20 protein-coding genes and 1 riboswitch are annotated in these 26,399 nt (G+C 50.3%); of the genes, 6 read left to right on the top strand and 14 right to left on the bottom strand.

The window, feature by feature from the left end; all coding sequences use genetic code 11:
- Window position 1: 1 nt before the first annotated feature.
- Together GJR95_RS39765 and GJR95_RS39760 are read right to left on the bottom strand one after the other, a co-directional pair.
- Window positions 2–1,348 carry a WGR domain-containing protein gene (locus GJR95_RS39765; RefSeq protein WP_162391156.1) on the bottom strand — a complete coding sequence of 449 codons (1,347 nt, stop codon included), beginning with the start codon at window positions 1,346–1,348 and terminating at the stop codon, window positions 2–4.
- A 100-nt stretch (window positions 1,349–1,448) separates the two neighbouring features.
- Window positions 1,449–1,925: a pPIWI_RE_Z domain-containing protein gene (locus tag GJR95_RS39760; RefSeq protein WP_162391155.1), complete on the bottom strand. Its 477-nt coding sequence runs from the start codon at window positions 1,923–1,925 to the stop codon at window positions 1,449–1,451.
- Between the two features lie 191 nt (window positions 1,926–2,116).
- Here GJR95_RS39760 and GJR95_RS39755 point away from each other — a divergent pair, with 191 nt between their 5' ends.
- Window positions 2,117–3,139, top strand: a complete 1,023-nt coding sequence (locus GJR95_RS39755) for a helix-turn-helix transcriptional regulator (protein ID WP_162391154.1) — start codon at window positions 2,117–2,119, stop codon at window positions 3,137–3,139.
- Between the two features lie 17 nt (window positions 3,140–3,156).
- A complete protein-coding gene (locus tag GJR95_RS39750) occupies window positions 3,157–3,678 on the top strand; it encodes a YdeI/OmpD-associated family protein (protein ID WP_162391153.1) in 522 nt (173 codons plus the stop codon).
- Between the two features lie 159 nt (window positions 3,679–3,837).
- On the opposite strand, the gene GJR95_RS39745 is transcribed toward GJR95_RS39750, so the two are convergent.
- From GJR95_RS39745 to GJR95_RS39735, 3 genes are all read right to left on the bottom strand, one after another.
- Window positions 3,838–6,312 (bottom strand): TonB-dependent receptor, encoded by a 2,475-nt coding sequence (locus GJR95_RS39745; RefSeq protein WP_162391152.1) that lies wholly within the window; start codon window positions 6,310–6,312, stop codon window positions 3,838–3,840.
- Between the two features lie 85 nt (window positions 6,313–6,397).
- Window positions 6,398–6,766: a hypothetical protein gene (locus tag GJR95_RS39740; protein ID WP_162391151.1), complete on the bottom strand. Its 369-nt coding sequence runs from the start codon at window positions 6,764–6,766 to the stop codon at window positions 6,398–6,400.
- 149 nt (window positions 6,767–6,915) lie between these two features.
- Window positions 6,916–7,848 carry a tryptophan 2,3-dioxygenase family protein gene (locus tag GJR95_RS39735; protein ID WP_162391150.1) on the bottom strand — a complete coding sequence of 311 codons (933 nt, stop codon included), beginning with the start codon at window positions 7,846–7,848 and terminating at the stop codon, window positions 6,916–6,918.
- Between the two features lie 116 nt (window positions 7,849–7,964).
- On the opposite strand from GJR95_RS39735, the gene GJR95_RS39730 reads away from it, so the two are divergent.
- A complete protein-coding gene (locus tag GJR95_RS39730) occupies window positions 7,965–8,687 on the top strand; it encodes an SDR family oxidoreductase (RefSeq protein ID WP_162391149.1) in 723 nt (240 codons plus the stop codon).
- 127 nt (window positions 8,688–8,814) lie between these two features.
- Here the strand turns inward: GJR95_RS39730 and GJR95_RS39725 are convergent, their stop codons facing one another.
- Window positions 8,815–9,786, bottom strand: a complete 972-nt coding sequence (locus GJR95_RS39725; protein ID WP_162391148.1) for an aldo/keto reductase — start codon at window positions 9,784–9,786, stop codon at window positions 8,815–8,817.
- A gap of 490 nt (window positions 9,787–10,276) precedes the next feature.
- Here GJR95_RS39725 and GJR95_RS39720 point away from each other — a divergent pair, with 490 nt between their 5' ends.
- Both GJR95_RS39720 and GJR95_RS39715 read left to right on the top strand, forming a co-directional pair.
- Window positions 10,277–10,588 carry a putative quinol monooxygenase gene (locus GJR95_RS39720; RefSeq protein WP_162391147.1) on the top strand — a complete coding sequence of 104 codons (312 nt, stop codon included), beginning with the start codon at window positions 10,277–10,279 and terminating at the stop codon, window positions 10,586–10,588.
- Between the two features lie 72 nt (window positions 10,589–10,660).
- Window positions 10,661–14,224, top strand: coding sequence for a carboxypeptidase regulatory-like domain-containing protein (locus GJR95_RS39715; protein WP_162391146.1), 3,564 nt, complete (start codon window positions 10,661–10,663; stop codon window positions 14,222–14,224).
- A gap of 184 nt (window positions 14,225–14,408) precedes the next feature.
- Here the strand turns inward: GJR95_RS39715 and GJR95_RS39710 are convergent, their stop codons facing one another.
- From GJR95_RS39710 to GJR95_RS39675, 8 genes are all read right to left on the bottom strand, one after another.
- On the bottom strand, window positions 14,409–14,816 hold the full coding sequence (locus GJR95_RS39710) for a DUF3823 domain-containing protein (protein WP_162391145.1): 408 nt from the start codon (window positions 14,814–14,816) through the stop codon (window positions 14,409–14,411).
- A gap of 177 nt (window positions 14,817–14,993) precedes the next feature.
- Entirely contained in the window at window positions 14,994–16,226 is a 1,233-nt protein-coding gene (locus GJR95_RS39705; RefSeq protein WP_162391144.1) for an MFS transporter, read from the bottom strand.
- Between the two features lie 87 nt (window positions 16,227–16,313).
- The gene (locus tag GJR95_RS39700) at window positions 16,314–16,823 is read right to left on the bottom strand and encodes a GNAT family N-acetyltransferase (protein ID WP_162391143.1); all 510 of its coding nucleotides are present in this window, start codon (window positions 16,821–16,823) and stop codon (window positions 16,314–16,316) included.
- A gap of 12 nt (window positions 16,824–16,835) precedes the next feature.
- A complete protein-coding gene (locus tag GJR95_RS39695; RefSeq protein ID WP_162391142.1) occupies window positions 16,836–18,641 on the bottom strand; it encodes a family 43 glycosylhydrolase in 1,806 nt (601 codons plus the stop codon).
- A 191-nt stretch (window positions 18,642–18,832) separates the two neighbouring features.
- Window positions 18,833–19,771, bottom strand: coding sequence for an NAD(P)/FAD-dependent oxidoreductase (locus GJR95_RS39690; protein ID WP_162391141.1), 939 nt, complete (start codon window positions 19,769–19,771; stop codon window positions 18,833–18,835).
- Between the two features lie 239 nt (window positions 19,772–20,010).
- Window positions 20,011–20,946, bottom strand: coding sequence for a cation diffusion facilitator family transporter (locus tag GJR95_RS39685; RefSeq protein ID WP_162391140.1), 936 nt, complete (start codon window positions 20,944–20,946; stop codon window positions 20,011–20,013).
- A 2-nt stretch (window positions 20,947–20,948) separates the two neighbouring features.
- Entirely contained in the window at window positions 20,949–23,150 is a 2,202-nt protein-coding gene (locus GJR95_RS39680) for a TonB-dependent receptor (RefSeq protein ID WP_162391139.1), read from the bottom strand.
- A 71-nt stretch (window positions 23,151–23,221) separates the two neighbouring features.
- On the bottom strand, window positions 23,222–23,548 hold the full coding sequence (locus GJR95_RS39675) for a DUF6660 family protein (protein WP_162391138.1): 327 nt from the start codon (window positions 23,546–23,548) through the stop codon (window positions 23,222–23,224).
- A 135-nt stretch (window positions 23,549–23,683) separates the two neighbouring features.
- A riboswitch (cobalamin riboswitch) is annotated at window positions 23,684–23,899 on the top strand.
- Between the two features lie 160 nt (window positions 23,900–24,059).
- Between GJR95_RS39675 and metE the strand changes: the two genes are divergently transcribed.
- The gene (metE, locus tag GJR95_RS39670; RefSeq protein ID WP_162391137.1) at window positions 24,060–26,387 is read left to right on the top strand and encodes a 5-methyltetrahydropteroyltriglutamate--homocysteine S-methyltransferase; all 2,328 of its coding nucleotides are present in this window, start codon (window positions 24,060–24,062) and stop codon (window positions 26,385–26,387) included.
- The last annotated feature ends 12 nt before the right edge of the window (window positions 26,388–26,399 follow it).

The raw sequence follows: 26,399 nt of genomic DNA, 5'->3' as shown, positions 1-26,399 counted from the left end.
GTCAGATCTTAATTTTAACCATGTACCGAACCGTGCATTGAGCCTGGTTGTAAACAATGAATTCGTTTTTCAATAGGCTGACCCCACGTTGAGCAAAGACCGAATCGTAAGCAGGATTAATGCGTTTAAGGGCATCGCTGTCAAGCTGTTGATACCGGGCTTCGTGCTGGCTTACCACCATTTGTTCGCCCACATGTACCTCATAGATGCCCAGATACCCTTCTTTCTGCTTCCCATTGGCCCAGACCGAGCCATGCAGTGAGGTATAGTTCAGCGATTTGCTGAACTGATCGGCGAAATAGATGCCGTATCCAAACATTTTGCCGTTAATGACCGCATTGGCCGGACGCAGCACAAGGCCTGTTTTTAGAATAGACATCCAGTTTTCGCTGCGACTGCCATGCCACAGAAGCTGCGTTTTGGATTTTCTGGCCTGTTTTATATGAGCGTCGAAAGCTGCCTGAGTTGCCGCCTGCTGAACACTGAAGGCCGCGTCGAACTTATCGACATCCGGTCCCATCATCTGCTTAATGAGATTGAGCACGCGTTGGTCGGTGACCGGTTCGACCCTAAGGTTCATTGTTTCCAGCAGGCCCGGCGGAGGTAGATTACTATCCGTTTTCGACTGGGCCAGTTCGACCTGTCCACGCATAACGTCGAGGGTATCCTGCTCGCTGGCTAACTGGGTATGCAATGTCTGTAACTCATCTGCCGTTTGAGGGACCTGAGCAACCAGATGCTGACCGACTTTCCCCATTTTTCGGGGAATGACTTTAAAGAGATCGAGCAGTTTGCTGTTGTAGGCCGATATGTCTACGCCCAGCGATACCAGTTTGGCTAGCTCATCGAGCAGTTGCTGGGCCGTTTCGACTTGTTTACGCGTTACCTGTTGGGCTGTAACGACGTAGTTCTGGTAAATTGACTGATTTGCGAAGTCCATCAGCCGACTCATCAGGCCACGTACCGAAGGGTCTGCAATGGAACTGGCATCTGAGGTTACCGTCGTATCGGCATAGAGATGAGTCTGATCGACGTAGCCTTTCGCTACTTTCTCGCGAAACTTTTTATTCCATTGCGCTATAGGATAGGTTGCGACACTTTTTGTGCCGCCTACCCGCCCATAGTGAACGGTAAACGTATCATTTTCCTGCTCGTGCATTTCATAGTATTTGTTGTTGTTTTCTGCCGTTACCATAATCAATTTCAGCGTGCGTAATGGTTTAGTCGGTAGAGGCAGCTGTGTGGGTGTGGGTTGGGGTGTTGGACAAGCGGTTGTAGGTTGTAATTTTTTTAGAGATAGTGATGGATCGAAGTAATTCTGGACACGCTGGAGCAGGTTCGTGAGCATAGAGAAAGGGAATTGAAGGCAGGGAATTGGGCAATAACAGGCCTGTCATCGCGTAAAAACGGCAATGCAAGTGGTAAAAAAGAGAACCGTCGGTTAGTGGTTAGCTCACAATCTGCTTCAGCGTAATAATGCGATTACGGAAAAAGCCAACCGTCTTTTCGCAGAATCGGCTGCGATCGGTACTGATGTCATAGGCTTGTAACCGGTCGGGGATGGTGGTGTAGGCATCCAGCAAAGCTGTCCATACATTGCGTTGCTGAATATGGCTCAGCACAACCCGGCCCCGGTTCAGTAATTTGAGTTGCTTGGGAGTCCAGGTTGGCCGCTCCAGAAACGACGAATCGGTGTCGGTCAGTAAACCCGGCAGAGCGTCGGGAGGGGCCGTGGGCAGGAGTTGCGATAACAGAAACAGGCCCAGTTCGATGTCGAGTAACTGCCCTGCCGACAACGTAGCCCGTTTCGATGGGCGGGGCGTAACGGCTGCCGCTGTCCATTGAGCAGCGGTGTTGAATGGTGGAAAAAGAGATGGTGCTGAGCTGGCAGCGCGATTCTGATTGGAGCGAAAGAAAGTGTTCATTAGTATGGTTGTTTAAAAATTCACAGAACAAAGTTCTATCGGGTAAAACGTAATCTTTTTACGCCCTTCTTTTTTTGTGAAAATATTTTTCTCTTTTTTGTGCCGGGCTTTGTACCCCGACAGTCTGTCTGGATTTAGTCCTGACAAACGGAGCAGATTTTTCCAGATGATTTAACTCATTCGTCATTCGTATGCCTATTACCCGATCAGCCTTTCAACGTTACCGACTCATCGACGAAATCATTAGCCGATATCCCCGCCAGTTTTCCAAACAGAAACTGTTTGACCTCTGCCGCGACAAGTGCGGGATTCGCTCCATTTCATCCCTGGAAAAAGACATTCAGCGATTGCGCGAAGACCATGACGCGCCCATTGCCTACGACAAACGGCGCAACGGCTATTACTACACCGATCCGCAGTTTCGATTGCTCCGGCTGATGCTCTCACCCGACGACATGGAAGCCCTCGATTACGCCCGTGAAGTGCTGACAGCCACACAAGGGGCGTCGGTAGCGGGTGAGTTGGCCAACGCCCTGCAGAAAGTGCGGCAAAGTCTGGATATTATTCGGGAGGTAAAAACCGAAGGTCTGACGCGACGCGTCGTGTATGTAGAAGAGCGTGTGCTGGGCGGGAATCGCCATTACGTACCGGTTCTGATTCGGGCCATTAACCAGAACCGGCAGATTACCTTTCGCTATCTGAAACACGAAACGGCAGTCACTATGTCCGATCCGTTGGCTGAGGTACCAAAACTACGAACGTTGCATCCTATCTTACTGCGCGAAGTGGCCGATAGCTGGTACGTGATTGGCTATGACGAACCTTCGGGCAAAGAGCGAACCTTCGCACTTGACCGAATGAGTGATCTGGAAATTACGGATGATCCCTGCGCCGTTCCACCCGATGTGTTAACGAATGTCAGTGAATTGTTTGAGCATATTTATGGCATTACGGATAGCAGCGGGCCGGTCGAAGAGATTTTATTGTCGTTTTCTCCCCTGTTTGGTCGCTATGTAACGGCGAAGCCGATTCATCAGACGCAGGAGGTTATCCGCGACACGGACGAAGAATGTGTTGTCCGGCTGCGACTTGCGCCCAACCGCGATTTGCTGATGCATCTGCGCAGTTATGGCGAACACCTGACCGTAATACAGCCTGCCAGTTTAGCTCAGGATATAAAAGAGTCGCTAATGGCTACACTGGCGCGGTATTGACTTATCAATAACTCACTATGCCCACGTTTACTACCATTCTTCAGAAGTTTGACAAAAAAGGCGAAAAGACCGGCTGGACATACATCGAACTACCGATTGATGTGACGGATGTGCTGAAACCCGGACAGAAAACATCTTTTCGGGTTAAAGGAACGCTGGATAATCTGGAAATTAAACAGGTAGCCCTGATCCCGATGGGACGATCGGGCGGTTCGGAAGGGGCGTTTATTATGCCTGTTAACGCAACCATGCGCCGTAGTATTCGGAAAGAAGAAGGTGCATCGGTGCGGGTCACGATCGATGTGGATGATTCGCCGTTACCCTTATCTGCCGACTTCCTGGAGTGTTTGCAGGATGATCCTGATGCGCTGAAATTTTTTGAAACGTTGCCCAAAGGTCACCAGAACTACTTCAGCAAATGGATCGAAGACGCCAAAACCACCGAAACCAAAGCCAATCGCATTACCAAAGCCTTACGGGGATTGTCGATGGGAATGGGATACGGCGAGATGATCCGATACTTTAAAAATCAGCAGTAATTAGTTGTCCTGCTGACGATGAAAACAGTGTCTATTTTCTTTCTAGGATTTTCGCTCAAAGGTGTGCCACGGTTAGCAAGAGTGCGATTAGAAACCGTTGCACACCTCTGAGCGAAAACCCTACTTTCAGCAGCAGGACAGCTAAGTTACCTGGCTCATTCAATTAAACGGAATCGTTAGTTTCACGCACATGTTTCGGCCCATGCCGTATATGCCCAGATGCCCATTGGGCGAATGCGTAAAGTATTCGAAATACTTCAATCGGCTCAGATTGGACTGATAAGCTACATCGAACAAATTATTGACCTGGAACAAAAGGCGTAGCGCAGGTCGGTTCTGGCCAATATGAATCGCGCCATCGATTCCGGCATTGACGAGCGTATAGGCTGCTGTGGCTGTTTCGGTATTGTTCAGGCCCAGATACCGATCCTGGCGGGCATTGTGATCGACATCGGCTTTAACGGTCAGTTCCGTGAGCCACTGGCTTTTCGTCGGAATGAGCTTACTAACACCCGTCGAGATGCGCAGGGGAGGAATAAAAGGTAAATATTCACCATGTACGCCCGTTTCTGCGAAGCGGCTCCCGCGATTGAAACCATAGACAACAGCTATACTATTGTCGAAACTGAAGCCCCGCCAGCCGGTTGGGTGAATACTGAACTGGGTTTCGAAACCATAAAGCTGTGCCGATGCCTGCTGATATTGAAACGTTTTGTTTCCCGGCACAATGACCACCGGATTGCCTTGTGCATCAACTAACTGCGCCAGCGATATGTAGTTCTGAATGTAGTTATTGAACACGCTGACCCCCAGATTCATGTCGGGAAGTGTGAGTGTCAGGCCGATATCTTCCTGTAAGCTGAATTCGGGTTTGAAATTTCGGTTTCCCATATACACGATGTGGGCACCGGGATCGAGCCCGTTCGACGCAATTTCGGTAATGCTGGGTGCGCGATAACCCCGTGCAATATTGGCTTTTAGAGCCAGTTTGTCGGAGAACTCATAGGTAAGGCCCACGCTCATTGAAATGCCGGTAAAGGACTGATGCAGACGAGGGAATTGTAAGGTTGCTCCGGCTGTATCGGGGAGGGTAACATGCTCATCGAAGCCATCCCGAACATTGGCACGAACGTAAAAATCATCGCCACGCAGCTGGCGCTGGTCGTAACGGGCTCCCCCGCTTAATGTCAGTTTGTCGACCTGCCACTTCAGAAAAACGAACGTGCCGACATCGAAGAGCGTGTAGTCTGGAATCGGGAAGTTTGTACCATTCTTATTTTTGTTGCTCTGATACATACCGTTTACCCCCACTGTAGTCGAAATATTCGACAGGGTAGGGAGGTTGTAGCGAACACCATAGTTGAGCGTGTTCAGACGTACGTATAGCCCTGGCTGATCAGGTTGCGTAGGGTGGTTGTATTCCCGGCGTACGTTTTGCTGGAATGCGAGCAATACATCGATTTCACCGTTACCGATCTGGTAGTGATTGTTGGTGTGGAGACGATAGTGTTGAATACGCTGATGCAGCGGGCCAAGCTTATACGGTAACAGATCGCTGGCGGGCACAATGGGCCGGTTTTGAATATCGTCCAGGCCCGATTCGTCGACCTGCTTCGTAAATTGACGTGTCAGCGAATCCCGGCTTCCATCTGGAATGCCCTGCAAATTGTCGTAGAGCGAGGCCCCGAAGCGCGAGTAACCGCGTTGTCCCGAATAACCCAGCATTGCCGTCAGCGTTTTTTCCGAAAACCCTGTGTTATAGACGCGCCCGTCGATTTTATTCTGGTAATTCGTGGCGGCCCGTAGCGAACCGCGCAGATTCCAGGCCCAGCGAGCTCCACCGGATGCTAAACTCACCGACTCACCCAGCAATCGGTTATTCGACTGGTATTCTGTTACAATCCCTACTTTGATTTTCCCTTCTGTGTCTTTCGGGTAGTTCGGCATCATACTGACCACACCCGCCAGCGCATCGGAGCCATACATCAGGCTGGCTGGCCCTTTAATGACCTCAGCGCGGTCTATATTATAATTATCGACCTCAATACCGTGTTCATCACCCCATTGCTGACCCTCCTGTCGAACTCCGTCGTAGAGCGTCAGGACCCGGTTGTAGCCCAGTCCCCGAATAAAGGGTTTAGAGATATTGGGCCCAGTTTTAACCGCGTTCAAACCAGGGGCATTTTTTACAAGTACATCGATAATATTACTACTGGCTGTGCCTTCGATGGCCCGGCGCGAAATCGCGAGAACGGCCACCGGATTTTGGCGCAGCAGTGTGCCCCGCGTAACACCCGTAACGACTACCTCATTGAGTGTGTTTGTATTGGGTAGCATGTCGACCGAATACGTATCGGTGCCGGGTTGGATCAGTAACGTATCGGATTTAAAACCGACGCAGGAAATAACCAGTTTATGAGTTACCGAATCAGCTTTTATCGATAACGAAAATTGGCCTCTGGCATCGGTCAATGCTCCTTTTGTACTTCCGATGAGGGTTATTGTGCCAAAAGGAATTGGCTTCCGGTTATCGGCGTCAATCACCGATCCGCGAATAATTCGATTGGGAGTTGGCTGTGCATATACAAGCCTTCCCATTAGCCCTATGCTAATGAACAGGAAAAATAATTTCATTCAGGATGTCTTCGTTTGGTTGAGTGCTCTGATGGAATGCAGCAACAGGCACCGGTTGAGAAGCCGGTGAGCGCCAATCAGGAAATTACCAAACGACCGGTGGACCCCGATGTGAGAAACAGTAAAAGGAGGAGACTGTGTGATACGTACGATCAGCAAACCGAAAAACAGCCTGGTGATAACTTCGTAGTAGAAAAAGAAAAGCAAAAAAAGCACTGACGATAATGGGGAGATGGCCTGCCAAATCAAGCAATAGAATCTCCTGGGCCGTATGGGAATTTGGTAGAATCGGGCCTTTACCGAAAGGCCAGTAAGGGTGAGCATGAACGATCAGCCGCCCATCCGTTAACCGGTGCGCGTGGCGGAATACCACCCCGTTGAGCCACATGGCCAAAAATAGGCCAAGTAGTATACGGGCTACCCGGAATCGATGTATATGAAGCCAATCGAGCATCTTCCTTGTACGCTAGTAGCTATGCTTCTGTGCGTCAATTTTCTACCAAATATAAGAAACATACGTTAGTAGACGACGTTTTATTTATTTTTAGGCTCGTCTAAAAAAAATGTTGGCTTTAGTTGAATAATGCGTATAGTTTTTTGTATTTATAGTGGTTCTGGCGGGCTTGCCGACTGACCCCAGCTACTTAATTCGTCTTCGGTCCAGAGTTCTGGAAAGAAAACGATTTGCTGTTGTCTGGGTGGCAGGTACGTTTGCCAGTTCGTTCCGCCCGTAGCACGGATGTCTTCCGGTTGTTTGTGCAGATATTGCACCGCCGATCGCAAATGGGCTAATTTCCAGCGCACATTTACCCGCCAGTCGTATTCACGCAGAGCCGTTACTAATTCGGGTGTACTTTGTCCATCGTGTTCCAGTTTTAGATAACGATGGTGTAGGTTTTTGAATTGATAGTCTTCGGCCTGTCGAATCAGATGCGAGCTATTGTGTTGATCGAACTGGCGGAGCGTAAGGGTTTTTTGCTGGGTTGCCAGTTCTGTAGCGCCCTGTTTCCAGTACATGAACTCATACAGATCAGAAATATACGCTGGCTCTTCGGGAGCAGCGATCAACAGGTTCCGGAAGTCAGTCGATACGATCTCGATCTGCCGGAACTGAACCGACTGAAACCCGCTCGATGGCAGAAGCGCCATCCTGAATTTCAGAAACTGGTCGCGTTCCATGCCGGTGATCATAACGCTGAACGATTCTTCAAGTAGGGCAAAATAGCGGTTCAGTCGCCCCAATCGGGCAACGAAAAAAGCAGCGGTCAACGGCTCGGCATGAGCGATCTGGTCAATTTCGTGCAGAATAAGCTTGAAGTATAATTCGGTAATCTGATGATAGGTAACGAAGATCAGTTCGTCGGGATAGGCTGTTTTAGGGTTTTGCAGAGACAGCAGCGTTTCGAGATGGATGTAGTCCCAATAGGTTAGGTAATCGGCCTGGAGCAACCCTTCGAGATAAGAAGCCATATCCTGCCCCATAGCCGCGAATTTCTGCTCGAGCTGATTAAGTTTGTCGGTTAGTGATTCGTGCATGGCAAGTGAGTTTTGGCAATGGCGTAAAGGTCGTAAGCCAATAGCTTCTTTACGAATTTTGTGCGATCTCTTTACGACCTTTGCGCTGGCCGCTAATACGGCTCAACTGAATGAGTATGAACGTCGAAAACAAAACCATTATTATTTCAGGGGCATCGCGGGGTATTGGCCGGGCAACGGCTTTATTGCTGGCCCAGCACGGTGCCAATGTTGTTGCTACCGCCCGTAATGCCGACGATCTTAAGCAACTCGAAGTGACGGCGACCGAAGGATCTGTTCGGGGAAAGATCGTAACGGTGCCGGGCGACGTCGCCAATGAGGCCGATATGGCCGCAGTCGTTAAGGCCGCGCTCGATCAGTTCAGGCGCATTGATGTTGTGATCAACAATGCAGGCTATGGGGTTTTCAAAAACGTCGATGAAATTACGGTCAGTGAGTGGGACGACCTGATGGCTACCAACGTGAAAGGGACGTTTATTCTGACAAAGGCTGCGCTTCCGTCGATGAAAGCACATGGCTCAGGGCATATTGTTGTCGTGGCATCGGATGTAGCCAAGCGGACCTTCGCGGGTGGATCGCTCTATACGGCCAGCAAGTACGCGCAGGAAGCGTTTATGGGGGCGTTGCGTAAGGAAGTCCGGCCGTTTGGTATTAAAGTGACAGGCGTTTATTCAGGACTGGTCGATTCGCACTTCCACGAAAAAGGTCACGGTCACGAAACGTCACAAAACTGGCTCAAAAATGAAGACATGGCCGAATCGATGCTGTTCATTGTCAGCCGCCCGGCTCACGTTGTGATTGATGAGTTTATGGTACATCCGCTGGAGCAGGAGTATTAAGGGATGTCGTGTAAGCTATAAGTTGTATCCTATAGCTTACACTATTAACAAGGTATATGTCAACGCCAAATTCACAATCCGGCCTTCGAGGGGTTCTCCAGATAACCTGCTACAACCGCTCAACGCTCTACTGACTCCAGTCCGTCGGTGTCCGATCCCAGCGATGGCCTTTGAGTTCGTGCAGTAACTCCGGCGACAGGCCGCGTCCGTCGCTAACGGCGGTGTTGGCTTCTACGTTTCGGAGCTGACGCATGCCCGGAATCGTCGTATGAACATCGGGATTACTTAAAATGAACCGCAACGCCATTTCGGGCATTGTCATATCCGCCGGGATCAGGGGGCGTAACGCATCGGCACGATCGACGCTGCTGTTAAGGTTTTCAGGAACGAAATAGGTCGAACGCCAGTCGTTGGCCGGAAAGGTAGTTTCTTTCGTAAATGTGCCGGTGAGCGTGCCTTCATCAAAGGGTACGCGGGCAATAAGGCCGAGGTTCAATTGTTTACACAGAGGAAACAAATGATCTTCCGGGTTTTGGTCGAAGATGTTGTAGATCACCTGTACGGCGTCGATCAGTCCGGTTCGAAGGGTGTTCAGGCTATTGTCTGGCTCCCAGCGATTTACAGATAGACCCCAGGCCCGCACTTTGCCTTGCTGTGTCAATTTTGTGATCGCTTCCTGCCAGTCGTCACGGTCGGCCCAGGCATCTTCCCAGACATGAAACTGCATCAGGTCGATGGTTTCAACACCAAGGTTTTGCAGGCTTTTTTCGGTATATTCAACAATGTAGTCGGCCGGGAATACATCGTCTAACTGAAAGTCAGGTCTGGAAGGCCAGGTGCGATTTTTGGGTGGAATTTTGGTTGCGGTATACAGAATCTTGTCGGGATTTCGCTTGAGCAGGTCGCCCAGAATCTGTTCGCTCAGACCGGAGCCATAGCCCCAGGCCGTATCGAAAAAATTGCAGCCCCGTTCAACCGCCAGATCGAGTGCTTTTTCGATTTGTGGCCGTTCAGAGCCAGTCCAGTCGGCGAGGCCCCACATGCCATAGCCAATTTCGGAGATTTCCCAGCCCATGCGGCCGAATGTACGGTAATTCATTTGTTAGGGGTTATAAGACACAGAGACACAAAGAACACAGAGTTTTTTGATTAACCCAAGATGGGTTACGGTCGGGATTAGAAAACAAGCCGTTAATCCTTGAGGTTTCGATTGATCGTCCGTTGACTGTTTTGCTGAACCGGGACCAGGACGAAATTGATTCGCAATCTTACTTTCCTGACTGCTTAATGGGGATAAACACTACGTTATCAATTGCTTTGACTTCTCATCAATGGCATTTTTAAGCAGCGAATCCACGACAAATGGTCTACTAATTTCCTGACCTTTGTAGACAACCCGAATTCCAGCCTGACGTTCCATTGATCGCCACTAAGTAATTCGTGAGTAAGGCATTCCTCATAAATACTTTCCAGAAAGCCCGGTAGGTGCTTCTGGTCAGGCATTATCGATGCTGCGGTTTTGCGATTTCTGCATCAGCGTCATTCAAGAGAATGGTCTTTTGTACGTACACAAAAAATACTAAAAGAATATGCTTGTTCGCATTGTTCGCATGACATTTCAGGAAGATAAACTTGCCGATTTTCATGCCATTTTTGATAGCTCCAAATACCTCATTCGGGCATTTCCGGGAAACCGGCATCTTCAGCTTTTAAGTGATCCCGACCGGCCCGACGTACGAATGACCTACAGCCTCTGGGACTCAGCCAATGCACTTGAAGAATATCGGCAGAGCGAGCTGTTTCGCTCAACATGGGCTGCTACAAAAGTATTGTTTGCAGAACGGGCTATTGCCTTCTCGGGCGAAAATCTGGAAACGGTAACACGAATCGATATGGCTTAAGCGCAAGTAAATCAAGACCTTTTGGGTCTTTTGGTTTAGAGTCTTCGCTCACCATAAAAACCCTGAACTGCCATGTATCGTTGGCTAACTGTCGTTGGGTTGATTGCCTGTCTGACGTTCGGGCTGGTTTCGGGGGCGTATGCACAATTGACCACTACGCTATCTGGCTATGTGACCGACGCTACGACCGGTAAGCCAATGCCCTTTGCCAATGTATACCTCAACGGCTCTACGCGGGGTTCCATTACAAATGAGCAGGGACACTTTTCATTAGCGGGTGTTCCGTTGGGGACAGTAGAGGTTGTGGCTTCTTTTGTCGGCTATCAGCCAGCGCACCAGACATTACGACTCAACGACGACCAGGCGAAGACAATCAATTTTCGCCTGAAACCCGGCGGACAATTACTGGCTACTGTAACCGTTCGGGGCAATCTCAAGAAGTGGGAGCGGCATCTTCGTCAGTTTAAAAAGCAGCTGCTTGGCGAACCGTTTGGCGGGCAGTGCGAAATCATGAACACCGATGTACTCAGTTTTACCGAAGAAAACGGACATCTGAAAGCCGTTGCGACTGAGCCGCTTGTTATTGAAAATCATGCGTTGGGTTATAAACTATGGTATGAACTGGCCTATTTTGATGGAACCTTCCAAAAGGTCTTTTATGCCGGTTCGACTCGCTTCGAAGAGCTAAAAGCACCCGATGAACGACAGGCTAATCGATACCGCCGAAATCGGATGCGTGCCTATCTGGGATCGGTCCGGCATCTGATGGTCACGCTGATCGACAGTACCTATGAGGATGAAGGCTTTCTGGTCTATCAGGAAGACATAACCGTACCGATAGCCAGAGGCAAAGATAATCGGGCAACATTGTATGGTTCACTAAGAGGGCACCTGAAGCCGCTGAGCATAAAAAAACTGATTCAGCCGGGGCGGTTACCGTTTGAGCGCAGGCTGGTTTCTGACCGTCAACTGATTGTATTTTACACCAATGCGATGTCGCCTTATTCGCCCTATAGCGATGCCCGGTACGCTTATTCGCAAATCAAACTTCCAGCGGGACAAATGCAGATGACCACCGATGGTGTCATAACGCTACCCTATGGATCAGAAATACAAGGCTCACTGGCCGACGATCGCCTATCGACGATGCTTCCTGCCGACTGGAAGCCTGACCAGGAGAAGGCTGTTCCCTCAACAAATGCCCCAATTATTGCACAGGGAAAACTATTGCCCCCCGATGCCCGGATGGAGCGAATTTCTACGGCGTTTAAGGAGCGTTTTCATGCGCTGGCACCGGTTCTGTTTGTGCATACCGATAAGCCATTCTACGCAACGGGTGATCGAATCTGGCTAAGCGCTTACCTGCTCGATGCGGTTACCAATCGCCGACCCGTTGGCGAAACGGCAATTCATGTAGCCCTCATGACGGCTTCAGGGCGGCTCGTTCAGCATCAGTGGCTGAAAATATCGGAAGGTCGGGCGGCTGGTGATTTCCGACTGTCGGATTCGCTGGCTTCAGGAACGTATCATTTGAGGGCTTATACCGATGAAGACGATGGGCAACATCGACCTGCTTTTGAACGATCCATTGCCGTGTATAATCTGATTCAGTCACAAAGTCAGGCAATAGCCGACACAGCACAAAAACCGCTGGACGTACAGCTATTGCCCGAAGGCGGTCATTGGGTGGTTGGGGTCCGGTCTCGATTTGGTATAAAAGTGGTGGCGCCTGATGGCCTTGGTCGGCAGGTGGCAGGCCGGATTATCGATGATGCAGGTGTGGAAGTGGCTCGGTTTACAACGAATCCGTTGGGGCTTGGCAGTGTGGTGCTGGCACCGGTTCAAGGCCATACCTACCAGGCACAGGTAACGGCTTTACAACTGGAATCGAATCACCGGTTGACCGGGTCGGTTCAATTACCTCCTGCCGAAGCCGATGGATTGCTGCTATCAGCCGATGTTGTTAGTGATAGCAGCCGGCTGATTATCACGATTACGGGAACAAATCGTCCGGCCGTCGATTCGGCTTATGTGTTGATACAGCAACAGGGCCGCGTGGTCGATCAGCGAAAAATTCAATTGCAGAATGGCGTGGCACGGGTCAGTTTACCCAGTGCCGGTTTGCCCCCCGGTCTGAATCAACTCACCCTTTATGATGCTTCTGCCCGACCAAAGGCCGAGCGACTGGTGTTTTTGCCGGAACGATTGGCCGCGGTTCGGGTGCTGATGTCCCTCAATAAAGCGCGTTATCAGCCTCGTGAACAGGCTATTTTAAGCGTTACGCTCAATGATGACGGACTTCCTGCAGTTGCCGTATTGTCTGCCTCGGTAACCGATGCCGGGCAGGTTCCCGACGATACCGCTGCGGCTACCATCCAGACGCATCTGCTGCTGACCGGTGAATTACGGGGGCGAGTTGAGCAACCCAATCTATACCTTAAAGACAACTCGCCCGAAACACGCCGGGCTTTAGACGATCTGCTGTTGACGCAGGGCTGGCGTCGCGTAAGCGGTACACCCGAAAACGAACTGCTGGGGGGCGTGTCATTGATTGGGCGAGTGCTGAACCAGAAAAACGAGCCTATTCCTGGGGCGCAGGTCATGATTGCCTCAATGGCGACAGAAAAGTCATTCCTGAAATCAGCCGGGGCTGATGAAAAAGGGTGGTTTCGATTAGCAGGTTTAGATATTGCCGATACGACGCAGCTGTTAGCTCAACTGACTAACCGGGAATTGAAGCCGTTCCTGAATGATGAAGCCCATTTTGTGCTGAGTGGACCTGGTCGGACGTGGGATGTAGACACCGCCCGTATCCCCTCAAATTGGCAGGCTTTACACATGCAGATAACCGCAGCGAAAATCCGTCAGGAAGACGATGCCGCTTTCTACCGTGACAAAACCGTTAAACTCCTGAAAGAAGTTATTGTCCGTGCCCGAAAAATTGAAGAACGTCCGGATGACATTAAACGAAGGAGTTTGCATAATAATGCTGACGCTACACTTGTGTTCGACGAAAAATCTCCCCGATTTCCGAATCTGTATGAGATGATTCGTGGGCGGTTTGCCGGAGTAGGGGTCACACAAACGTTGACTGGTGGTTATCAGGTGGTTGTGCGAGGAGTGGGGAGTATTATGAGCGGCTCACAGCCCTTGTTTCTCATGGACGGAATGCCCGTTCAGGATATGGATGGAACGGGTTTGTTAAATTTCAATCCCAGTGATATTGAGCGCGTCGAGTTGTTGAAAAATGCTGGAACCGCTGGCATTTATGGCGTTCGGGGTGGAAATGGCGTCATCGCTTTTTACTCGAAAGTGTTTCGGCCCGATAAGCCATCGACCAGTAAAAAAACAGGAACAAAGCCCATGCAATTGATTGGGTATCCATCGGTGCTGCGGGAGTTCTACGTGCCACGCTATGACAGTAAACCTGACGAAACGACACCTCCCGAAGTTTCGTCGCGGATTGATCGCCGGGATGTATTGTACTGGAAACCACTGATTCAAACGGATGGGCAGGGACATAGTCAGTTGCAGTTTCCGCTGTCGGATGTGGTCAGAACGTTGCGCGTAACGGTGCAGGGCATCACCGCCGAAGGTCGGCCGGTGGTTGGTTCAGCGCTGATCCGGGTTCAATAATTACTCCTCAGGCCTTTCCTCTGGAGCTTCGAGCCGTGCCACCGCACGGCGGACCGTGGTTACCAATGATAAGAAAACAAACCGTGGCACGGCTCGAAGCTCCATACGAAACGTTTATTGATGTACGCTAACATCGCGGGCTTTTCCACGGATTATCACCAAACACGACTATGTCTTTTGATGGTCAATTCACAAACGAATCGAGTTTGCTATAACTGACCCGCCCATCGTCGAGAAGAGCATAGGCTCGGTAATAGTACGTTCCTTTTGCTGTAAGGGTAATGCCTATTGAGCTGGGTAAAGTCAGATCTTTAGCTTTTGCGAGGGCTGTTGTTCCTGATGCGTCGGCCAGCGACGGAGTTTTATTGGTAGTTGAATAACAAACACCCAGCTCTTTGACCGTTACGCGGGGTACCGAGGTCACGTTGAAGGTAAAGGTCACCACAGTACCACGTCCGGTTATCGAAAAATTATCCACGTTCGTAATGGTTACGGTGGGAAGGGTCGACGACGAAGTGGGTGTTATTTCTTTAGGCTCCAGATTCCATTTTGAACACCCGGACATAAATAGACCGCCTAGTAGGGCAATCATCACACTGTAAACTAGCTTGTGCCGGTGTGTTCGCCAGTTAATCATGTCGTTGAGAATAGGGACTATATTAATAATTATTGATTTTTTATAAAAATAATGAATCACTTACTCGGAGTATACTGCTTTTGAGTGAACGGCTATAACTCAGAAAATGAAAATGGGCTGTATGGGTATGATTTATAGTTTTTTGAGTTTTTGATTCGCCAGCCAGGCTACAATGGCCAGACAACCGGCAAACCAGGCAAACGGTAGCCGCAGATCAAGTAGTGACAAAGCCCCAAAGACTAATGTGGTTGCAAAGCTACCCAGCCCCTGCAACGCCTGATTAATGCCGAAAACTTCGCCCCGGTCGTCGTCGGTTGTTAGCTGAGCCATTAACCCCTCGATCAATCCCTGGATTAGCGACAGGGTCAGGCAGTCTATTGTAATCAGGATATATAGCCCAACCAGTGATGACCCAACCAGTCCGTAACTGCCCAGCACGGGTACTCCGATGAGTGCCAGCCAGAAAATAGCCCGTTGCTGGTTGATCCGGTCGGCCATGTAAGCGTAAAAGACATAACTGATGACCACGCTCAAAGCGCCGAAATACATGAAAAAGTAAGAAATAGCCTTTGCATCCATGTGCAGTTCGCCAAAACTCGCGAAGGTTACGAAGTAATTGTAATAACCAATGCTGAAGGTTAGTGCTAATTGCATGAGTACCAATTGTTTCAATCCCTGATATTTGCTGTCTTTTTCTGCTAGTCGACTCCAGAGCAACTGTACATTCAGGGATTGAATCAGTTCGTTTTTGAGCGCCGATGTGTCAACGCCGGGCGGGTTTGGGTGAGTTTCCCGAAGTGTCCAGCTCAGGAGCATATTCACGCTTGAGAGTGTGACCGCCATAATCGCCACAACCTTCGCCTGATTGCCCTGAACGACATCGAACGTGGTCAGAAGCAGACCCGAAACGGCTGGTCCGAGGACAAAACCAAGCGAAATAATAGCCCCTTCGATGCCGAGGTTTTTGAATAGCTGATCTTTGGGGGAAATGTCTGTTATCGCCGATCGCACCGTTGCATACATGCCGTTGGTTGTGCCGTCGCTGATGCGGTTCGCAAAATAAAAGCCTACCCGAACAGGCAACAAAAAGCAATCGGCCAGAAACGTACCGACCGATGAGAGAATAAAAATGGGTCGGCGGCCGTAGCCATCCGAGAGTTTCCCCAGCAAAGGAGCGGAGAACAATTGCATACCTAAAAACAAAGCCGTACCAGCCGAAAGCCATAATTGGGGGCGTTGCAGGCCCTTTACAAATTCGGGTAAAATTGGCCCAACAGCTGAACCAACAATGACGTCAATCAGGATAATGGCATAAATCTGAGGCAGTCGAAAGTCACGGACTTTCCGCTGGCGCGGTTGCGTCATGGATGAACTGATTAATTGGAACGCAAAAGTCCTGTTTTATTTGACCAAAGCTAGTTTTGCGTGGACTTTCCAGGCCGCGCTGTCTGCTTAAAACGTCATTATGTAAAACTGACAGGTAAACGACTTGCCGAATTCGCTCATATCGCGCTGATAGGTAGGCTGGAATCCGTATCGTTCGTAAAACTGCATGAGTTTAGGTCGCCCGGCGTCGGTTTCGAGCTGAAGGGTGTAAATACCTCGTTTGAGGCATTCCTCCCGGCTAAACTTCAGAATCGACGCGAACAGATTCTGTCCATTAAAAGGACGCCTGATGGCTAATTTATGGATAAAGCCCGACGTGTTGGCCGGAACATCGGGCCAGTAATGGGGGTCTTCCCACTGAAGTATGAAGGCTGCCGCTGGTTCTGGCGCTGTTCCGTTGCCGTGGTCGGCATACATCACATAGAGCTTATCGCGGGTAAAATCGTCGATGAGGTTGTCGAGTGTCAGGGCGTCAACTGTCCAGAGTTCGCGATCATTGTCAACAAGCCATTGACCGACTTCGCGTAATAGATCAACGGCCACTTCGGGCTGGTCGTTTCGGAAGAAGAATTGCATGGGTTGAATCTATCACTTTTTCCCCAGACCCGATCCATCATCTATGACTTTACTCAACACGGATACGCCATTTTCGTCGAAGGCTTCGATCGCAAAATAATACGGTACGTCAACGTTGAGCGCCCTAAGTTCGAAGGTATTGGCTTCGTCGTTCCAGAACTGATAATTCTGATAGAGTTTGTCAGGCGCAATGCCCCAGCGGATGTTGTAGCCGACAGCGCCGGGAACCTTGCTCCAGGACAGGTCGGCATTGCGCTGGTCTTTCTGACGTTTGGCGGTCAGCGTAGCGGGTGTTGCCGGGGCTTTCCCGAATCCATTGCCAAATAGGCGGAATGCATTGATGGCCAGATGCGAACCCGCAACGTAAACGTGCTCATATCGCACATACCGCGCCCGAACGGGTTTGTCCAGTTGCACATAGGCGCAGGCCCGGTCGCGTTTGGGTTCTTTCGTCAGATCGGCAACAACATCCCACTTTTTATTGTCGGTTGAGGTCAGGATTTTGAACTGCGTATACACGGTCGAATCGGAGTCATAAACAGTTTGTTTATAGTCGATATAATCGACCTGAACGGCCCGGATTTCACGTTCCGTTCCTAAGTCAGCGGTTAGGGTTTCGCCCGGTTTGTTCTGAGCCGCGACCCAGAATGTGCGCGGATTTTCGTCGGCTACATTTGCCGCGACTCGAACGGTATCAGTAGGTGTCGATAGGGTCGATGAGGCTACGACTGGTTTTTTGTAGTTGAGAAGCATCCAGCCGGTAAACAGCGCATCGCTTTCCGTTCCGTTCTGGCTGGGTACTTTTTGCGTAGGCAGGTAATGTGGAAAATCACCAAACCGCGTGTTGGCAAACATATGGTCGTCTTTGTCGAAACCTGCCGGATTCATCACAATCCGGCGTTCCATGCCCCAATTGTAGCCAATCCAGGTAGTGCCCGTATTCCAATAGTTACCAAAATTGTCCTGGAACGTATTGCCATGTCCACAACCCGTAGCGAAACCGCCCGGTTTGTAGGCAATCGGATTATAAGGCGCGTACTCAAACGGCCCCAGTGGATCATTGCTAACATAAGTGCCATTGCCGTATACGTTGTACTCGGTGCCGGGCGCACCATATTGCAGGTAATACTTGCCCTTGTATTTGGTCATCCAGGCCCCCTCCGTAAAGGGTTTGAACGGGTCGGAATGATTCGGGCCGAAGCGTTCCCAGCCGTGTTTATAGGGGTCGAGCCAGAGCATGGCTTTATATGCCTGGGCGGGATTGTTGCCTGCGTAGGTCAGGTTTCGGCTCTTGTCCAGCTCAGCTCCGAAAATCGGGTATACATTCGATGAACCCCAGTACATATACCATTTGTCGGTATCATCGTCGTGAAACAGAGCCGGGTCCCAGGGACCAATGTCTTTGGGCAGACGGGGTAGCCAGCGATTATAAAATTTGAGTTTTCCTTTTTCGGGTTCCGTCGAAATAAAAATGGGCCGTTGCTCGAAGGTAGATTGAAACAGATACAGTGTATCGCGGACCGACATGGCCGCCGGAGCGCACATGTCCTCCATTGGCCATTTGTCGGGTACGATATAGTTCCAGTTAACCAGGTCTTTGGAATGCCACCAGCCACCCTGAATGGTGACGAAGAGATAATATTCCTTCTTGTGGTTAACAATGACAGGATCGGCTCCGGATCGATACGAAATTTTCTCGTTGAGCTGCTCGAAATTGTACCGATAACTGATGTCCATCGGGTTGCAGTAAGTTCTTTGCTGAGCGACGGACGGATAGGCAAAAATGAACAGGAGAACCAGATAAAGCGATAAACGCATAAAAATCAGTTGTTATTTCAGGGTTAAAGATAATTTGTTATTGTGAAAGTATAATTACACTTGACCTTGAAATAGCAGCGAACCGTGTCTCGTTCTGGATGCTCACCACAGCTGATTATGTACTTATCGCTTTTGACTGATAATTGCAGCTATCTGGCTACGAAAATTCATCAGATGACGTCTATGAATGGCTAATTTAAAACGCTGGTATGCAGCCGGTGCGCTAGATCTTCATCGATCAACTCATGGTTCATCCAGACTCCTGCTTTACCTCCGTTCGTGGCAGCGATCGACACCTGCCGAAAGGGAGTGCTGTTGTCTCCAGCCGCATACAAACCTGGTATGTTGGTTTGGCCGAATTCACCGATCTTAATCAGGCCAGATTCGTCGAAATCACACCCCAGCTGGGCAGCCAGTTCACTATGTTGCCGAAACGGAACGGGGCTGAAAATGGCGTCCAGTTCGTGGATCGATCCGTCTGGAAAGCGAAGGTTTTTTAGCTGACCTTGTTGATGCTCGACGGCTACAATTTCGGTTTCAATAACCGGTATGCCAAGCTGTTGTGTCGTTTGCCATTGCTCAGCCGTTAGGGTAGCCGGGCCGTTTGTAAACAAGGTTAAATCAGGACTCCAGTGTTGAATGAGTCGCACCATTTTGTTGGCAATATCACCGTTGGCGATGATACCGAGTCGTTGACCATGAACTTCATAGCCGTGACAGTAGGGGCAGTGCAAAATGGATCGTCCCCAACATTCGGCAAACCCGTCGATTGCTGGCATGATATCGTGAATACCGGTTGCCAATAGCAATTTGCGCGATCGGAACTGATGCCCGGCTGCGGTTTCCACTATAAATCCACTCGACTCAGGGCGCGCTACTGTCGCCAGATCATTTACGAATGAAACTGTTGGATATTGCAGCAGTTGCTCTTTGGCGATGGCTGCAATCTGGGCGGGCGTCTCACCGTCGCGGGTCAGATAGCTATGGGAGTGGGGCGTCTGCCGATTGCAGGGCTGGCCGCTATCGATGACAAGCACTTTCCTTAACGATCGTCCGAGGAGTAAAGCCGCGCTCAAACCAGCATAACTCCCACCAACAACGACAACGTCGAATGTATCTGTTGTACCCATGATTCCTGTATTGTTTTGACAAAAATACAGCAGCGGATTCACTAATGCAACAATGTTGCATTAGTGAATCCGCTGAAATCGATGATCATGGGATTGCTATAATCTCTAAAGCGACTTAACGAGCTTATTTTCAGCTTTATGGCTGATTAGTGGTAATCGCCAGAAGTGTTCGGGTCGCTAAAATGGCTTGTCAGCACCAGAAAAGGGGATGAATTTTCCAGTACATCAAGTCATTTATCTCAGCAATCTTCGGCTCCACAGTCAGCCTCTGTGGTTACCTCTGTTTCGAGCGTGGCATGGCCAATATTACGGTGTAATAACCGATGACGAACATCAGCTTTGAGAGCCGTTTCGGCACTGTCGGACAGGCCGGGTTGTAAGACAAGGTGAGCTGTAAGCGCATTTTCGGTCGTACTCATAGCCCATACATGGACGTGATGTACATCGCGCACACCGGCAACCGTCCGCAGATCGGCCAGCACAGCGGGTAGGTCGATATCGGCCGGAACGCCATCGAGCGAGAGCCGCAAACTATCATTGAGCAGCCCCCAGGTCGAACCCAGAATGACGGCAGCGACGGCCAGCCCGATAGCCGGATCGAGCCAGACCCAGCCGGTATAACTGATGATAACACCAGCTATGACTACGCCAAGCGACACCAACGCGTCGGCCGCCAGGTGCAGATAAGCGCCTTTTACGTTCAGGTCGTGGTCTTTATCGCGGAAGAACAACAGCGCCGAGGATGCATTGATGAGGATACCAAATCCGGCGACCCAGGCAACAGGACCACCGGCTACCGGCTCCGGGTGCTTGAAACGCTGGATACTTTCCCACAAAATAGCCCCGATCGTAACCAGCAGGATGACAGCGTTGGTCAATGAAGCCAATACTGTGCTTTTCCGATAGCCATAGGTGAAACTCGGTGTTTGCCGAACACGTGCGAGCCGAAAGGCCAACAGCGAAAGGAGCAAACTGGCCACATCACTCAGATTATGTCCTGCATCAGCAATCAGTGCCAGTGAATTGTAGTAGAATCCCATAGCGAATTCAACCACTACATAAACCGAATTCAGCACCGCCCCGATAATCAACGCCCGGTTGACGGATGTCAGAACCGTGGGGCCGTGGTTATGGCCTGCGTGACTATGGGCAGAGTCGTGGAGATCGTGAGCCATGCTTATAATTTCAGTTTAATACCTCCGTTGATGATTCGGCCATCGGTTGGGGCATAAATATCCGTAACAAATGTTGGCTGCGTTGGCGTACCATGAACCAACGGTTCAAAACGCGATTGCCGGACATCCAGGAAGTTCTCGAAATTAATAAAAATGCTCCCAAAGGACCATTTCCGTTCGATCATATAGCCCATCGTCCAGTATGAGCGCGTAATGGTGCCATCCGTTCGTTGTTGTTGACCAGAATAAAACGCTTCAAATCCGGTTTTTAGCTTGTCTGTCTCGTAGAGCGTTGTAAAGTAAAGCCGGTGTTTGGCCGTTAATGGAATCATACCCGTCAGGTTATCGTATCGGCGCTGGGTGTCAATAAATGAATAGCCTAAAAACGCATGAATGTCATGATAGACCAATCGAACATTCGTTTCGAAACCTCGCGTGTTGAGGTGACCTGCGGCCGTGCGAAAGGCATAACCATCAGTCTGGGGGCTCAACACCGTCAGGCGATTCAATTGCGTATAGAAGAACAACTGATTGATCGATAGTGTGGTTTCGTTTCCTAGCTCTGTGCGGTAATTAATATCCCAGTTCAGACCGATGGATGATTCGGTCTGGTTGCTCTGGATAGAGCGCAAGTTGACTCCCCGGAACGATAACCGTTCGGCATCTTCCGTAAATAGGGTCGGGGCTTTGTAGCCTAATCCGCCACCCAACCGGCTCGACCAGTGTTCTGTAGCGCGGTAGAGCAATGAAAAGCGGGGCAATAAAAATGCCTTTGGTGAATCTGAATCGGTCGTTCCGCCAACACGTGTGGTAACGACGTCTCCGCGTAGACCCGTTTCCAGGCTCAAGTGTTCCGAGAGCGTAAGCGTATTCTGCACGAACACACCGGCAATGCTCTGTCGATAGACGGAGGGGTCGGTGAAGGTCGATTGAGGGCTGTTGTCGCGAAAACTATCGGTCCAGACATTTAAACCCACAATCCAGTCTGATTTTGGCTGATGTTTAAAGTAACTGAGTTCAGTGAACGATGAATGTTGCTGACCATCGAACCGGTAATCGGGCAGGACAATGGCCCGGTTAAAGCGGCTGTAACTGTTTTTTACGGTCAGCACCGCGTCACTGGTAAATCGCTTTTCCAGCCGGAATTGCGTCGCTAACCGTCGTGAATCATTGGCCTCCGTATAGCCCGTTGCCGATTCATTCCGGATGATTGGCAGATAACCGCCCGTACGCTGTTCATTTGACCAGATTAGCCCCGCCGATACAGTCATGGTGGCGTTTGGATACCAGAATAGTTTGGGTTGCAGGGTAGTTCGGGCCGTTTGGGGCAGATCAGAAAACTGGTCGTGGTTCGGGTCGAAAGCACGTTGCAGATTGCGGGTAGCATAGAGCGTAATCCCAATTTTATCGTTTCGCTGGGCATAATACCCATTCAGATCCAGGCCCAGCGCCGACGTGCCGTTGATCAGGAATGACAGGTCGCGTTGACGAGTCGGTTCTTTCGTAACCAGATTGACCAGCCCCGCAATAGCTCCACTGCCATATAACGTAGACTGACAGCCTTTTACCACTTCCACCTGTTTCAGGTTGAGGGGCGGCACCTGCATCAGACTCAATCCACTCGAAAAACCGCTGTAAAGTGGTAAACCATCCTGCAACAGTTGCGTGTAGCGACCATCGAGTCCCTGAATCCGGAAGGTTGCATTGGCCGACATAACCGATGTCTGTTGTACCTGAATGCCCGGACTTTCACGCAAAATCACGGCGATATTGGCGGGTTGCATGTTGGCTTTTTCATCGAGTTCTTCGGCATCAATAACCTCAACGCGAGTCGGTTCATCGGCTACCGTTCGACCGCTTCGGGTGGATGAAACGGTAACCTCTTCCAGTGCTTCTTCGGAGGTTTCGAGCGCAAAACGAATTGTATCGCTAATGGGTAAATTAATTGTTTGCGTAACAGACAGGAAACTCACCGCCGATGCCCTGATTTTATAAGGGCCAGCAGTTGGTAGCCGGAGCTGGGCGTTTCCGGCAGTATCGGTAACCGCGCCGTTTGTGGTGCCGATGATCAGGACAGTAGCACCGGGTATCGGTTGGTTTGTGGTCGCATGGCGCACCGTAATGTGTAAGGTATCCTGCCCCTGAGAAGCCGTGTTTCGGAAAACGGCTGCCAAAAGCAATAGGAATAGAAAAACGTTTTTCATTCTGTAGGATGAATACAATGGAACAATTCAGCCAATGGATGATTGGCCGTGAAGAAATCCATGAAAAACGGTTACAATTTGGGCGGCTGCCAGACGGACTGAATCACATCCGCATGATTGGGAGACTGATAGGCAAAAAACTGACGGATGGGGAAAATGGTCGTCAGCTTAACGGACAGGCTGTAGCTGAAAATCCGGGGAATGGAAAAGCCAGCACAGGTTGCGCAGTGGCAGAATGGGCTACATGGCGCTTTGTGCCCATGATCAGGATCGTCGGTCGAATGAGGAGTTGCGGTGTTAGAGGCTATACGTTCGTGCGCATGGCAGTCGGCATCCGGACAGGGGAGACCCGCCAGCAACAACAGCCAAAACGAAAAAAGGTATACGACCAACTTCATAAGCATAAATGTAAAGCATGAGTTAATGCAACAGGTAGTCAAAAACGTTAATAGAAGCAGATAGGGGGCATTTTGTTGATTTATTCCTTGTTTTTACCGGGCTAATCCAGTTAGTTTGCCCCAACGTTCTTTGTTTTCCGTCAAACAGGCTATGGTTTTCCTGAGAGCTTCAGGAAATTAAAAAGGAATCGTGTGAGAATCACGAGCAGACGTTGCTACTGTCAGTGACCGTTAGAAAAGGGTTTGCCCTCGATGTCCATTGTTCCAACAGCGGTTCGCCGTTGTGAAGGGATGAGAAGGACGGCAAATACCGTCACAAGCCAGGAGACTTGCCTTAGCCCTGCTGATTGCGCCTACACGCTATTAGGCTTCATCAAGATTGACCGCTTCTTCTTTTCTCTTCTTTCGGTGGGGATGGGTGTGGTGTGTCGTGTTGATAAAGTCCTGGTAATGTGATAGACGTATGGAGTTCGGCAACGAACGCGATCAATCATTTTTATCAATTAACAACATGATCGCACACAACCTCGGCTATCCACGAATCGGTAGCCACCGCGAACTCAAAAGGGCCTGTGAACAGTTCTGGGCCGACAAAATCACACGTCAGCAATTGCAGGAAATCGGTCGGCGCATCCGACAGGACAACTGGCTGACCCAACAGCAGGCTGGCATTACGCTGGTTCCCTGCAACGACTTCTCGTTCTACGATCAGGTACTGGATATGTCCCTGACCGTTGGAGCTATTCCGAAGCGGTTTCAGCCGCTGCTCGACCGGCCCGACGTTGACCGGCTGACGCTTTACTTTGCCATGGCGCGCGGGTATCAGCAGGATGGTCTGGACCTGAAAGCGATGGAAATGACCAAGTGGTTCGATACCAATTATCATTACATCGTTCCGGAATTTACGGTCGATCAATCGTTTGAGCTCTTCTCCGATGCGATTTTTGCCGAATTTGACGAAGCCCGACAAACGCTCGGCACAACGCCAAAACCCGTATTGATCGGCCCCGTATCGTATCTGCTTTTAGGTAAAGAAAAGGAATCTGGTTTCGATCGGCTGGATTTACTGGATCGGTTGTTGCCCGTTTATGAACAGGTGTTGACCAGCCTTCAGGCGCTGGGAGCTGATTGGATTCAAATCGATGAGCCCTGTCTGTCACTCGATCTGACCGATCGGCAGCGGGAAGCTTTTGCTGTAACGTATAATCGACTCAAAGGGCAGTTTCCCCAACTTAAATTCCTGCTGGCCTCCTACTTCGAATGCTATGGGGCTAATCTGAATCTGGTGGTTCAACTGCCCGTCGATGCCCTGCATCTTGATCTGGTCCGGTGTCCAAGCCAGCTGGAAGACTTATTAAAAACCGATTTCGTCAATCAACAGACCCGTTTGTCATTGGGTATGGTAGATGGGCGTACGATCTGGATCAATGATCTGGAAAATTCGCTGACTATGATTCAGCGAGCAGCCGATGCGATAGGAGCCGAGCGCCTGTTACTTGCGCCATCCTGTTCATTACTGCATGTTCCCTGTGATCTGAATTCAGAAACCAATGGAAAGAGCCTGACGCCCGAAATAAAGCAGTGGCTGGCTTTCGCCCGGCAAAAGCTGGATGAGGTTTCGACATTGGTTACGCTGTTCCGGGAACCGAATAACGGGCAGGCAACAGAAGCCCTGGTCGCCAATCAGGCCGCGTTGGTCGCCCGCCGACAGTCACCGCTTATCAACCGCCCAACCGTGCAGGCTCGTCTGGCATTACTGACGGATCAGGATGCCCGTCGTCATGGAACGTTTGCCCAGCGTCAGGCTCTGCAACATGATCGGCTCAAATTGCCATTATACCCAACAACGACGATTGGGTCGTTTCCGCAGACTGAAGCGGTTCGGGCCAACCGCGCTAAATTCAAGAAAGGTGACAGGACACTGGAGCAGTACGAAGACTTTATTCGAACCGAAACTGAGCAGGCGATTCGCTGGCAGGAAGAAATCGGACTGGATGTACTGGTTCATGGTGAGTTTGAGCGGAACGATATGGTCGAATATTTCGGCGAGCTACTCGATGGATTCGCGTTCAGTGAAAACGGATGGGTACAGAGCTATGGCTCACGCTGCGTGAAACCACCAATCATTTACGGCGATGTGCATCGGCCCGCGCCAATGACCGTACGCTGGTCGCAATATGCCCAGTCGTTGACCAGTAAGCCGCTTAAAGGAATGCTCACTGGGCCAGTTACCATTCTGCAATGGTCGTTCGTGCGCGACGATCAGCCGCGTCGGGATACCTGTCTGCAAATTGCGCTGGCTATTCACGATGAGGTTGTCGATCTGGAAGCGGCTGGTATTGGCGTTATTCAGATTGACGAACCTGCTCTGCGGGAAGGACTTCCGCTGCGCCGGGAGAACTGGGCCGCTTATCTGGCCTGGGCGGTTATGGCTTTTCGGGTGGCGGCTTCGGGGGTTCAGGATCATACGCAGATCCATACGCATATGTGCTATGCCGAGTTCAACGATATTATTGGTGCGATTGCCGAACTGGACGCCGATGTGATCACCATTGAAACGTCCCGATCACAGATGGAACTGCTGGACGCGTTCGGAAAATTTGCTTATCCCAACGAAATAGGCCCCGGTGTTTATGACATTCATAGCCCTCGTGTGCCAACGGTTGACGAAATGGTTGAGCTCTTACAAAAGGCAGCAACTGTTTTGCCCGCCCGTAATTTGTGGGTGAATCCAGACTGTGGATTGAAAACGCGCCGGTGGTCAGAAACAGCCGATGCGCTGAAAAATATGGTTCAGGCTGCCCAAACAGCCCGCGATTTAGTTACAGAGACAGTGTAACTAGTCATGGCC

Origin of the sequence: Spirosoma endbachense (genome assembly GCF_010233585.1) — a bacterium.
Classification (GTDB): Bacteria; Bacteroidota; Bacteroidia; order Cytophagales; family Spirosomataceae; genus Spirosoma; species Spirosoma endbachense.
Note: the sequence above shows the minus strand (reverse complement) of the source record. Positions and strands in the feature narration are given on the sequence as shown.